The sequence below is a fragment of the Arcticibacter tournemirensis genome, from assembly GCF_006716645.1.
Lineage (GTDB): Bacteria > Bacteroidota > Bacteroidia > Sphingobacteriales > Sphingobacteriaceae > Arcticibacter > Arcticibacter tournemirensis.
In genome coordinates, this window is sequence record NZ_VFPL01000001.1 from 1,645,129 (window position 1) to 1,657,906 (window position 12,778).

The window sequence follows — 12,778 nt, forward strand, 5'->3', positions numbered from 1 at the left end:
TAAACACATGAAAGTAGTATATAGCATCGCACTTGTTCTTTTTCTGGCCTCCTGCGGATCGGAAAAACCAAAAGATAAAAAAGCAGAGCTTGAGAAGCTCAAAAAGGAGCGTACAGCGCTGAATGAAAAGATCGAAAAACTTGAAGGAGAGTTTAGTAAAAACTCAAGTCAGGTAGAGGCTAAAGAGGTTACGGTTGCCGAAGTGAACGAAGGCCTGTTTAGAAATTTTGTTGAAGTGCAGGGAAAAGTAGACGCGGAGGATAATGTGGAGATCACTCCTGAATCAGCAGGGTCTGTGGTTGCCATTTATGTCAAAGTTGGGCAAAATGTAGGTCGCGGGCAGGTGCTTGCACAACTCGACGATAAAGTTCTGCGTCAGAATATTGCCCAGTTGCAAACCCAGTTGGATTTGCAAACGACCGTTTTTAATCGTCAGAAAAATCTTTGGGATCAAAAGATCGGGACGGAGATACAGTATCTCACGGAGAAAAGCAAGAAGGAAGGGCTTCAGAAACAGCTTTCTGCGTTAAAATCACAGGCTGCGATGAATAAAATCAAGAGTCCCGTGGCCGGTACTGTTGATGCCATGGAATTGAAGTTGGGACAATCTGTATCTCCAGGCGTTCCCACAGGGATTAGAGTCGTTAACGCCAGCCGCTTGAAAGTAAAGGCTCTGGTATCAGAAAATTATGCTTCGCGTGTAAATCAGGGTGACGAAGTGGAAGTGTCTTTGCCCGATCTGCCGGAGACCCTTAATACAAAGATTTCGTTCGCGGCCAAAGTGATCGATCCCGTGTCAAGAGGTTTCAACGTAGAAGTGAAGCTTCCTTCAAATAAAAGATACAGGCCTAACATGCTTGCAATTCTTCGGATAATCGATTATAAAAACAGTAAGGCTATATCTGTGCCCATCAACGCTATTCAGAAATCAGAAACCAGTGAATATGTTTATATCGCTGTTAATGGAAAAGCCAGAAAGACTGATGTTAAAACCGGAAAAATCTCAGATGGCAAGGCTGAAGTGCTTAACGGGTTAAAGCCTGGGGATAAGGTAATCGTGACCGGCTTTCAGGAGCTGAACGACGGTGATCCTGTGAAAATATAATAGAGATTGATGATAATCTTAAAATAATGAAAGACGTAAATAAAGAATTTCGCCCTTCCAGCTGGGCTATAGATAACAGGACAGCAATATATGTATTTACCTGTATTCTGATCCTGGCTGGATACTTTTCATATAACAGCCTTCCTAAGGAGAACTTCCCTGAAGTAATTATCCCTAAGATATTTGTGCAGACTGTATATCCGGGCACTTCACCGGCGAACATGGAAAACCTGATCACCAAACAGCTGGAAAAAGAAATCAGGGGTACCCTGGGATTGAAGAAAATTACTTCCAATTCGTTTCAGGACTTCTCTTTTATAACAGCTGAGTTTAATACGGGAGTTGACATCAAGGATGCCAAGCAACGTGTTAAAGACGCGGTGGATAAGGCCAAAGTCGATCTTCCATCCGACTTACCTGATGAGCCGGAGGTTATGGATATCAACCTTTCGGATCTTCCCATTATGTATATCAATATATCGGGCGATTACGATCTGAAAAAACTCAAGGAATATGCAGATGATATTGAAGACAGAATTGAGGGCTTGAAGGAGATTGCAGGAGTCGATATCGTGGGCGCTCTGGAGCCGGAGATTCAGATCAATGTAGATCTCCGGAAGATGGAAAGTGCTCAGATTTCTTTTGACGACATTGGAAATGCTGTAGCAGCAGAAAATCTCACCATATCAGGGGGCGCTGTGAAAATGGACGGCATGCAGCGAACGCTGAACATAAAAAAGGAGTTCGCTAACGCGGACGAACTGGGCAATATGATCGTCAAATCTCAGGCAGGAGGTTCAGTATATCTGAAGGATATCGCCGAAGTGAAGGATTCTTTTAAAGAACAGAACAGTTACGCGCGGTTGTATGGTAAAAATGTAATTACCCTAAACGTTCGTAAAAGAAGCGGTGAAAACCTGATAGAAGCGTCGGATAAGATCAACGCGATGCTGGCGGAAATGAAAGGAACAGTACTGCCCTCTAAGCTGGATGTGACAATTACAGGAGACCAGTCGGATCAAACCAGGGTTACATTGCACGATCTGATCAATACCATCATCATTGGGTTTATCCTGGTAACACTTATCCTGATGTTCTTTATGGGAGTTACCAATGCGCTGTTCGTGGCGCTGTCGGTGCCGCTTTCCATGTTTATTGCTTTCCTCTCCATGCCCGTACTCGGCGGTGTTTTCGATTTTAATTTTACCATGAATATGATGGTATTATTCTCTTTCCTGCTGGGGCTCGGAATTGTGGTCGACGATGCCATTGTAGTGGTAGAGAATACACACCGCATCTTTGATAATGGAAGGGTGCCGATTATTCAGGCTGCAAAGACAGCTACAGGAGAGGTTTTCATGCCCGTGTTGTCGGGGACTTTAACAACACTGGCTCCGTTCTTTCCGCTGCTATTCTGGCCGGGTATCATCGGCGAATTCATGTATTTTCTTCCGGTAACGCTTATTGTTACTTTAACCGCTTCTTTGGTAGTGGCTTATATTATAAATCCGGTATTTGCTGTGGATTTTATGAAGCCGCACGATCGCAATCCTGACCATAAGCCAACCTTTGACCCCACAGTGAAGAAGACTCTGATCGTTTTTGTCATAATGGCTATATTGGGATACCTGGTTAATTTTGGTCTCGGGAACTTTATCGTATTGCTGGCATTGCTATACCTTTTAAATCATTTTGTTCTGACGGGGGCTATTGAGAACTTTCAAACCAAGGTATGGCCGAAGCTGGTAAATAAGTATAATAATCTGTTAACCTGGGCTCTTAAACGGCCGAGAACAATGATTTGGAGTACCGTAGGTCTTTTCTTCCTGACGATGATCCTCATTGCTGTGGTGCCGCCAAGAATAGTGTTCTTCCCAACTGCAGACCCCAACTTTGTTTATGTGTACATCGAATTACCGGTTGGTACAGACCAGGCATATACCAATAAGATCGTAGAGAAGGTAGAGCAAAGGGTAGAGAAGGTAGTTGGCAGAAACAATCCCGATGTATCTTCAATAATCTCTAATGTGACGGTTGGTGTTACTGACCCTCAGGGCGAAGATCAGGGTGAGTACACTAATAAAGGTAAAGTAACTGTTGCTTTCGTGGCTTATGGCAAACGAACAGGTGAGAGCACCAACAATTATCTCGGAAAAATCCGTGATGCTGTAAAAGGTATACCAGGGGCGCAGATCACAGTTGCGCAGGAACAGGGTGGTCCTCCCACTGCAAAACCGATCAGTATTGAGATCACAGGAGATGATCTTGATTCGATAGCAGTGACTTCCGACAGGTTAAAAAAATACCTGGATGCGAAACAGATAGCAGGTGTTGAGGAGCTTAAATCAGATTTCCAGAATAATAAGCCGGAAATTATCTTCGATATTGACCGGGAACGTGCCAATCGCGAAGGGATCTCTACCGGGCAAGTGGGCATGGCGTTACGCACTGCTCTATACGGAAAGGAAGTCTCGAAATATCGGGACGTAAATGAAGATTATGAAATCAATGTTCGTGCAAGAGAAGACCAGCGAAACAACCTGGAGGCGTTGAGAAATATGAAGCTGACTTATCGTGATATGGCCATGAATGGTACGATAAGGCAAGTTCCTATATCTTCTTTCGCTAATATCGATTATGTCAATACCTATGGTGGTATTAAGCGTAAGCAACAGAAACGAATAATTATTCTTTCGTCAAACGTGTTGTCTGAATACAATGCTAACGAGGTAGTTGCTAATATTCAACGGGAAATCAACCAGTTCAATGCGCCTGCTGGTGTTGAAATAAAGATGGCAGGGGAGCAGGAAGAGCAGATGGAAACAGCTGCCTTTTTGATGACTGCTATGGTGAGCGCATTATTCATTATCCTTGTTATCCTTGTATTGCAGTTTAACTCTATCAGTAAGCCAGTGGTTATATTGAGTGAGATCTTGTTTAGTATTATTGGTGTATTACTGGGGATCACCATTTTTGGTATGCAGCTGTCTATTGTTATGACGGGGCTTGGTATCGTTGCACTCGCCGGGATAGTTGTCAGAAATGGAATCCTGCTCGTCGAGTTTACCGACCTTATGGTAGAGCAGGGTATGGAAGTGCGGGAGGCGGTAATGGAAGCTGGCCGCACCAGGATGACGCCGGTATTGCTTACGGCCACAGCTACTATGCTTGGCTTGATCCCGTTGGCGGTTGGATTGAACTTAGATTTTGTAACCTTGTTTACGGAATTTAATCCTCATTTGTATTTCGGAGGAGACAACGTTTCATTCTGGGGACCGTTGTCCTGGACGATTATCTTTGGGTTGAGCTTTGCTACTTTTCTAACCCTCGTTTTGGTTCCCTGCATGTATCTGGTAGCCGATTCAAATTCTAAAAGAGTTAAGAAACTGTTTAAGAAATAGTGATCTCTTAATATAAAGATCATTTTAACCATCCTCTGTTTGTCATGCCTGGGCAAACGGGGGATGGTTTTTTGCTGCGGTAAATAATCTTTATATTTGTTAACCACCTGTTTGGCCGATGGAAGATTCAAGGCAGTATATTTTAAAAACAGCTTACCAGCTTTTCCTTCAGAAGAGTTACAAGGCGGTTACCTTTAAAGAACTGATGCAAAAAACAGGTTTCTCCAAAGGGGCCTTTTATCATTATTTTCAAAGCAAAGAACATATTTTCGAAGCAATTATCGACTGTTATCTTTCAATCTTTGCATCTGTTGATTTTGGTGAGCTGTCGCAGGTAAGCCTTCGCCGGTTCATCAATGATTATTTTAAAGTTCTTAAAAAGAATCAGGCCAAATTGTCTTTTGTCGCTCCGGAAGGTACAGATAAGGGTAATCATTACCTTCTCATTTTCGAAGCTTTGCGCATCATTCCCGATTTTAAGGATAAGGTTCACGCATACCACAAAGACGAGATGAATGCCTGGATCGATATTATAAAGGCCGCAAGAGCTGTCGGAGAAATAAAAAGTGATATTTCCGATAGGCAACTTGCCCGCCTTTTTATTAATTCCAGCGATGGAGCTGTTCTTCGCTGGATGATGTCCGGTCAGGCAGGCGATGTAATAAAGGACATTGAAGAGGTGTGGAAAAATTTGTACGCCTTGCTTAAGGCGTAATCGTTTTGTAAATTCCGGATCTCCTGATCGTATTTCTCTCCAATACATTCCCCCATTTGTACTAGAAAGCTTATGCATATCCTGGCGCTGTGGAACGTCAATGCTCAATTGTGTTATGTGTCAGATAGCTGAAAATTATACGAAAACCTGATACAGCTCACCCTAATTCCTTATGAATGCCTGATAAATGCCTGACCAAAACCTGATCTCGTCAGCATCTCATTAGCATCATGTCAGCATCATGTCAGACTAAAGTCTGACGAGAGTCTGACATGATGCTGACGAGATGCTGAGATTATCCTGATATTATGCGGCACCGGTCAGGGATTGGTCAGGGGTTCATTAGATCCTTGTCCTTCCTTTTCCTCTCCAGAATCACCCTGCATCTACTTCCCTCTTCAACTAAGAATTGGCTTTTTCTTCTGTTTACGGCTCAGCAATAGCCCTATAGGTTTCGCGGACAACGCGCTCCGTCGTTTATTCCTTACTCAGTAGAGGATTAGGGTAGTTGTCGCTTTGGTCTTCATTGACAGTATCCAGGCAGACAAAATCTTTCTCCACCAGCAGGTAAACTTCCCCCTCGTTGCTTTCGAAACCCACCCGTGCTGTGTTGGCCCACTCATCGGCCATCACGGTGGGCATGAAGACTGTGATTTTATTGTCGTTGAATGATGCTGATAATTTGTGTGCGAAGGTCTTTTTCAAGGCATATATCAATTCGGTATTTCCAAAACGGATGATTTCTTCGAAGTAGCCTGAGTCGCAAAAGCGTTTGACTTCCGATCTGGTAAGTCTGTAGCGCAGTGAGTTGCCTTTAATCCGTAGCTTCATGATCTATTCCTTTGTATGTTTTACTGTTTTTTGCCGGGTTTGTTTCAATTTCCTTTTTTGGATGGTTGATAAATTGATGTTTTTAAGTTTTTGTATGTTTTATTCTGTTTTTTTTGGCTTTTTATTTTACATATTTTGGTTTTATATGACAAATATCATGTAAATGATGGATATTGTGGATGTTTGTTTAAAAATTATATGATATATATATAAATAAATTGCTATAATTGTTGTGTATGGTGCGTTTGTTTTCTGTTTTATGATGATTTTATCTATTGAAATTGTTAATGATGGCTTTTTTTTGGTGAAAATTGAATAAAATATTTATAAAAGAATAAATACTGTCGTTTTGTTCGGCTTTGGATGATGAAGAAGTTACATAAAACTCACGATTTGTTATAAATAATAATTGAAATGAAAAACCAGCTCTTAAAAATTACTCTTTTTTCGATTAAAGGTGTTCAGATGCGAACTTTTCACATCACCTGGCTCATGTTCTTCGTCTGTTTTTTTGGCTGGTTTGGTTTGGCGCCGCTAATGCCCACTATCCGGTTGGAACTGGGGCTAAGTAAATCGCAAGTAGGTAACATTATAATCGCATCGGTTACTGCAACTATCATAGCCCGTTTGATTATTGGTAAGTTATGCGATACCTGGGGGCCACGTAAAACGGCGGTGCGACTGCTTGTATTTGGTTCGCTCCCTGTGTTTTTGGTGGGACTGGCGCATGATTATACCACTTTCTTACTATTTAGACTCGCCATAGGCGTAATAGGAGCATCTTTTGTTGTTACGCAGTTTCATACATCCATGATGTTTGCCCCCCGCATAAAGGGTACTGCAAACGCTATAACCGGTGGCTGGGGCAATCTTGGCGGTGGTGTAACCAATATGGTGATGCCCGTGATATTCGCCGCCATTGTGGGTTTTGGTTATACCAGTGCAGAGGCCTGGCGTTTGGCCATGATCGTACCGGGCACCATGATGCTCATAGTAGCGTACCTATATCATAAATATACTAAGGATACTCCTAACGGGAATTATGACGAGACAGGTCATGCTAAGAGTAAAAGTACAAAAACAGATTGGCGCGTATTGGCCGACTGGCGTGTATGGGCCTTAACAGCCGCTTATGCTATGTGTTTTGGTATGGAGATCACTTTTGATAATATTGCTTCGCTGCACTTTGTTGATTCTTTTGGTTTGTCGCAAAGCAGCGCTGGTTTGTGGGCGGGTGTATTCGGATTCATGAACGTTTTTGCCCGGGCGCTTGGAGGAATCATGTCTGATAAAGTTGGCGCTAAGTTCGGTATGCGGGGTAAGGGATTGTTACTTGCCGGCGTTCTGTTTCTGGAGGGATTGGGAATTATTTTCTTTGCACAGGCAGCATCGCTCACCGTTGCGATCGTATCGATGCTTACGTTCGCCCTGTTTCTGAAAATGTCTAATGGCGCAACATACGGTATTGTGCCTTTTGTAAATACTAAGAATGTAGGTCTTGTGAGCGGCATTGTTGGTGCAGGTGGTAACCTTGGCGGTATGTTTTTCGGAATGCTGTTTAAGTCGGAGAATATTACGTATGCCGAGGCCTTTACTTACATCGGTTATATGGCGATAGCAACATCGATAATTGTACTCATCACCCGTTTTCAAAAACAGAAAGTCGCAGCAGAAACCGAAATTGATGGCCCCTTGCTTAGTCCTGTTGCTTAAAATCGAATCACATGCCCTCAAGGAATCATACGGATAAGCGTGTTGCATCTACCTGCTGTTACTGCGGGGTTGGCTGCGGCGTGCTTGTGAATAAAGAGAAGAACGGTTCTATTACGGTTGAGGGTAATAAAGATTACCCGGTTAATAAAGGGATGCTGTGTAGCAAAGGACTCAATCTGCATTATACTGTGAATGACAAAAGCGACCGGCTTTTGTATCCGCAAATGCGCTATAACAAGAACACGCCTATGCTGCGTGTTAGCTGGGACGAAGCGCTCGACCGCACCGCAGCAGTCTTCAGGACTTTCATTGATAAATATGGCCCCGATTCGGTTGCCATTTATGCTTCGGGTCAATGCTTAACAGAGGAGTATTATGTTATGAACAAGCTGATAAAAGGGTTTATCGGCAGTAATAATATGGATACGAACTCACGCCTGTGCATGAGTAGCGCTGTCGTTGGATACAAGATGGCTTTGGGCGAAGACTGTGTTCCTGTTTGTTATGACGACATAGAGCTGGCTGACGTGTTTTATGTAACCGGAGCAAATCCGGCATGGTGTCACCCCATATTATGGCGGAGGGTGGAGACTCATAAAGCTGCGAATCCCGATGTGAAAATCATTGTAGTCGACCCGAGGGTTACCGATACCTGTGCCATCGCCGACTTGCATCTTCAGCTTAATCCGGGTACTGATGTTACGTTGAATCATGCGATTGGCCGCGTGTTGATAGAGAATGGCGATATTGATCTTGATTTCGTACATAACCATGCCGAAGGCTTTGAACAATATAGTACGACGGTTTTTAAAAGAACGCTGGCTGAGTCAGCAGCCATTTGTGGTCTCAGGGAAAGTGATATCAGGCTGGCGGCACAATACATAGGCGGGGCGAAGGGCTTCATTACTATGTGGACCATGGGACTGAATCAGAGTGTCGCCGGAGTTAATAAAAATCTTAGCCTTATTAATTTAAATCTCGTCACGGGACATATAGGTAAACCGGGATCCGGCCCCTTTTCATTAACCGGTCAGCCAAATGCGATGGGCGGCCGCGAAGTGGGGGGACTGGCGAACCTGCTGCCTGCACACCGCGATTTGAGTAATCCGCTCCATCGTGAGGAAGTCCAAAGGTTTTGGGGCGGCACGGCCATAAATCCGAAGGCGGGGCTAACAGCAACAGAAATGTTTGAAGCATTGAATGATGGACGTCTAAAGGCCATCTGGATTGTTTGTACCAATCCCCTTACCAGTTTGCCAAACGTACGGCTGGCTGAGGAGGCGCTAAAGAAGGCAAAGTATGTAGTTGTCCAGGACATCAGCAATAAGCCGGAAACATTAAAATATGCCGATGTCATTTTACCTGCTGCAGCCTGGGCGGAGAAGGAGGGTACTATGACCAATTCTGAACGGCGCATAAGTTATTTAAATAAGATAGTTGATGCACCCGGAGAGGCGTTGCCCGACGCAGAAATAATATGCCGCTTTGCTCAAAAGATGGGTTACAAGGGGTTTGATTACAGGGATGCCGCCGCTATCTATGGCGAACACGTTAAACTGACCGCTAAGACCAATATTGATGTCAGCGGGTTGAATTATGAGATACTGAAGGAAAAAGGATCTGTACAATGGCCATACCAAAAGAAACGCTATATAAAGGACAGCCGTCGTCTTTTTACAGATAAGATGTTTTACACTGCTTCAAAGAGGGCTATCATACATGCTGTTCCCGACGAATTCAACGGTGAGAAGCCAACTGAAGATTTTCCGCTGATCCTGACTACTGGTCGTATCCGCGATCAATGGCATACAATGAGTAAAACGGGCAAAGTTAACAAACTAAACCAGCACTTTAAGCAGGCCTTTATAGAGATACACCCCCTCGATGCGCAGGATATTGGTTTGGTGGAGGGCGATATAGCTGTCATTACATCAAGAAGAGGGGAGGTGCAGGTAAAGGCAAAGTTATCTGTTGAAATAAAGCCTGGTGTTGTTTTTTTGCCGATGCATTGGGGGAAGATCCTTGGAAACGACCTTAACAGGGCCAATAATGTCACGAATGATGCAGTGGACCCGGTGTCGAAAGAGCCGGATTTTAAATATTGTGCGGTCCGTGTAACGAAGTTTCAGAAGCCTGTTCAGCGCATTGTTGTCATTGGCGCCGGGGCCGGGGCCTATGGCTTTGTGAAGTCGTACCGTGAGCTAAACAGGGAAGACGAGGTTATCATCTTCAGCAAAGAGAACCATCCTTTTTACAATCGTGTAATGCTGCCCGACTATATCAGCGGCGAGCAGAGCTGGGAGCAATTAATAAAAATGACGGATTCTGAAGAGCCCGGCTACAATATTCAGCTTTTACGGGGGCTGAGTGTGGAGCAGGTGAACCGGGAAGAAAAGTATGTTATCGATTCACGCGGTCATAAAACAAGTTACGATGTTTTAGTGATGGCTACAGGAAGTCGTGCTGCGGTACCCAAAAACGTGCCGGCTTTACCGGGAATATTTACGATGCGGAGTCGCAATGATGCCGATAGTTTTAAAAAATATGTACCACGGAATGGTCATGTGCTGATCGTAGGTGGCGGTTTGCTCGGCCTCGAGATGGCCGCTTCGTTACGTGAAACAGGCGTTAGGGTGACCATCGTTCAGCGGGTATCGCGTTTTCTTAATCGTCAGCTGGATAAACTGGGAAGCCAGCTGCTTCACGAGGAAATGGTTGATCTGGGCTGCGATATTTATTACGACGACGAAGTACAACTTTTCTATGGTCGTAACAAACTTACAGGTGTGGGCCTTAAAAGCGGTCGCAAAATAAATTGCGACGCACTGCTATTAGCTATTGGTACCACCCCTAACATTGAACTGGCAAAGGAATGTGGTCTTGATTGCAAGAGAGGAGTAGTGGTAAACGAGCGCCTGGAAACCAGCGATCCTTGCATTTATGCCATTGGCGAGATCGCTGAATTTGAAGGAGTCCTTTACGGTATTACCGCTGCGGCCGAGCAACAGGCTGAAGTGGTAGCCCGTTATATGAATGGCGACATCGCGAGCTATTACAAAGGGAGTCTGTTCATGAATATCATTAAAATACAAGGGTTTGACCTTTGCAGTATCGGCTTGTCCGAATGCCCGGATGATAGTTATGAAGAAGTTGTCTTTATCGATAAGGCGAAGCGCTATTATAAAAAATGTATCATCAAAGACGATCGTCTGATGGGAGCCATTCTGATAGGCGATAAAAGCGAATTTAACGAATTTCGGGAATTGATAGCCAACAAGACGGAACTGAGCGATAAACGACTGCAACTGCTGCGGAGCGGTAATAAGGCCGATCCGGTATCGGGAAAGTTAGTATGTAGCTGCAATAATGTGGGAGCAGGTAATATTCAACAGAAAATAGCAGAAGGCTGCGTGCAGCTAAAAGACATATGCTCTGCGACCGGAGCAGGTACAGGTTGCGGATCGTGCCGGCCTGAAATAAAACGTCTGCTGGAAGAGAGTTTAAACGACGTATTGCATAGCTGATGAACGAAGCTCAATATACTGTAAAAGTAAATCTATGCGGCGGTGTAGTATCGCCCGGCGATCTTTTTGAGTTATTGGTCATCGCCGAAAAAGTTGGGGTGGATGCAGTTTGCTTCGGAACCCGGCAGCAGCTGTATTTTAACATGGATAAAGCATATGCTGAGGATTTGGAATACCTTATGTTAGCTGCCAATGTGGTCTATGAACTTGATGCGAACGAGTATCCGAATATCGTGAGTTCGTACGTCTCTGATGCGATTTTTAATACCGGGAGTTGGTTGAAGGAGGGGGTATATAAGGATATTTTCGACCAGTTTACTCATAAACCGCGCTTAAAGATTAACCTGGTCGACAGTACACAAACATTCATTCCCTTCTTTACAGGCAATCTGAATTTTATTTCAAGCGATTTAAATAACCATTGGAATTTATATATCAGGTTTCCAAAAACCAGCCAGCTATGTTGCTGCCCCTTCTTAATTTATTCGGACGATATACCACAGGTGAGCCAAATAATAGAAGAGGTTATTTATGCTAATAAAAATGAGTTTTATGATCGGGAGTCGGTGGATGACAGTGCATTCTTCAGCCTTTTAAAGCCTTTGCTGAACTTTATGCAGCCTGTAACCGAACTTCTTACATTACCTGGTTTTTTCCTTCCTTATTATGAGGGTTTTAACAGGTACAGCGACAATAAATATTGGCTGGGGGTTTATAGACGAAGCGAACTTTTTCCGCTTGACTTTTTAAAGGACATATGTGCGCTTTGTCTTCAAACACGTATTGGGCAGTTGTATACCACTCCATGGAAATCTTTACTGATAAAGAATATTGATCATGGGGATCGTAGAAGATGGGAAAACCTGCTAAATAAATACCGGCTAAGTGTAAGACATGCCGCCAATGAACTAAACTGGCAGGTAGAAGATCAGTGTGCCGAAGGGTTAAGCCTGAAAAAATACCTTGTGCGTGAATTTGAAGACGCAGATCTTCGTACCTACAGGCTTTGCTTTGCCATAAAAACTCAGCCGCGCACTGGCTTATTTGGATCAATTATTTTAAGGAAGCAGGAACATGGCTGGGACATTCTTCATACCCGCGATTTTAATCCAAACTCTAAAGACTTTCTATGTTATAAAAGCAGGCTTTCCGAAAATGAATTGCAGGTACATCTTATGGCTCTTGTCCAATTATACTATCAGTCGTATAGTGACAGAGACCTGAGCATCGGTGGCAATTCTTTTTCCGACAACGAAGTTACCACCGGGCAAAAAATGAAAATTGTTCACCAATGTATTCATTGCCTGAGTATTTACGATGAAGCCTATGGCGAAGAGATGAGTGGTATTCTGCCGGGTACCTCTTTTGCAACGCTGCCGGAGTACTCCTGCTTCGTGTGTGGCTCAAAAAAAGAAGATTTTATAGCGAAAGAATGGGCTGTACTCTGATGAATGATTAGCTATTACAGGAAATTATATAATTCTTTCCT

General features: G+C 43.7%; 7 protein-coding genes. 6 read left to right on the forward strand and 1 reads right to left on the reverse strand.

Annotated features, from left to right (window positions below):
• Positions 1 to 7 precede the first annotated feature (7 nt).
• The 3 genes from BDE36_RS07085 (at position 8) to BDE36_RS07095 (ending at position 5,221) form a co-directional block, all read left to right on the forward strand.
• Positions 8 to 1,105, forward strand: coding sequence for an efflux RND transporter periplasmic adaptor subunit (locus BDE36_RS07085; RefSeq protein WP_141814311.1), 1,098 nt, complete (start codon positions 8 to 10; stop codon positions 1,103 to 1,105).
• A 26-nt stretch (positions 1,106 to 1,131) separates the two neighbouring features.
• Positions 1,132 to 4,506: an efflux RND transporter permease subunit gene (locus BDE36_RS07090; RefSeq protein ID WP_141814312.1), complete on the forward strand. Its 3,375-nt coding sequence runs from the start codon at positions 1,132 to 1,134 to the stop codon at positions 4,504 to 4,506.
• 118 nt (positions 4,507 to 4,624) lie between these two features.
• Complete coding sequence (locus BDE36_RS07095; RefSeq protein ID WP_141814313.1) at positions 4,625 to 5,221, forward strand: TetR/AcrR family transcriptional regulator; 597 nt, start codon at positions 4,625 to 4,627, stop codon at positions 5,219 to 5,221.
• Between the two features lie 477 nt (positions 5,222 to 5,698).
• On the opposite strand, the gene BDE36_RS07100 is transcribed toward BDE36_RS07095, so the two are convergent.
• Positions 5,699 to 6,052 carry a DUF7009 family protein gene (locus BDE36_RS07100; RefSeq protein WP_141814314.1) on the reverse strand — a complete coding sequence of 118 codons (354 nt, stop codon included), beginning with the start codon at positions 6,050 to 6,052 and terminating at the stop codon, positions 5,699 to 5,701.
• Positions 6,053 to 6,466: 414 nt separating this feature from the next.
• Between BDE36_RS07100 and BDE36_RS07105 the strand changes: the two genes are divergently transcribed.
• The 3 genes from BDE36_RS07105 to BDE36_RS07115 are packed head-to-tail and all read left to right on the forward strand — an operon-like array spanning position 6,467 to position 12,737.
• A complete protein-coding gene (locus tag BDE36_RS07105) occupies positions 6,467 to 7,765 on the forward strand; it encodes an MFS transporter (RefSeq protein WP_141814315.1) in 1,299 nt (432 codons plus the stop codon).
• An 11-nt stretch (positions 7,766 to 7,776) separates the two neighbouring features.
• Entirely contained in the window at positions 7,777 to 11,289 is a 3,513-nt protein-coding gene (locus tag BDE36_RS07110) for a nitrate reductase (RefSeq protein ID WP_141814316.1), read from the forward strand.
• Positions 11,289 to 12,737, forward strand: a complete 1,449-nt coding sequence (locus BDE36_RS07115; RefSeq protein WP_235904311.1) for a rubredoxin — start codon at positions 11,289 to 11,291, stop codon at positions 12,735 to 12,737. The genes BDE36_RS07110 and BDE36_RS07115 overlap by 1 nt, the downstream gene beginning before the upstream one ends.
• Positions 12,738 to 12,778 lie beyond the last annotated feature (41 nt).

Bases quoted from the DNA above. Each gene is read 5' to 3' on its own strand.
- BDE36_RS07115 (WP_235904311.1), top strand. From the start codon at position 11,289: ATGAACGAAGCTCAATATACTGTAAAAGTAAATCTATGCGGCGGTGTA.
- BDE36_RS07085 (WP_141814311.1), top strand. From the start codon at position 8: ATGAAAGTAGTATATAGCATCGCACTTGTTCTTTTTCTGGCCTCCTGC.
- BDE36_RS07105 (WP_141814315.1), top strand. From the start codon at position 6,467: ATGAAAAACCAGCTCTTAAAAATTACTCTTTTTTCGATTAAAGGTGTT.
- BDE36_RS07095 (WP_141814313.1), top strand. From the start codon at position 4,625: ATGGAAGATTCAAGGCAGTATATTTTAAAAACAGCTTACCAGCTTTTC.
- BDE36_RS07110 (WP_141814316.1), top strand. From the start codon at position 7,777: ATGCCCTCAAGGAATCATACGGATAAGCGTGTTGCATCTACCTGCTGT.
- BDE36_RS07090 (WP_141814312.1), top strand. From the start codon at position 1,132: ATGAAAGACGTAAATAAAGAATTTCGCCCTTCCAGCTGGGCTATAGAT.
- BDE36_RS07100 (WP_141814314.1), bottom strand. From the start codon at position 6,052: ATGAAGCTACGGATTAAAGGCAACTCACTGCGCTACAGACTTACCAGA.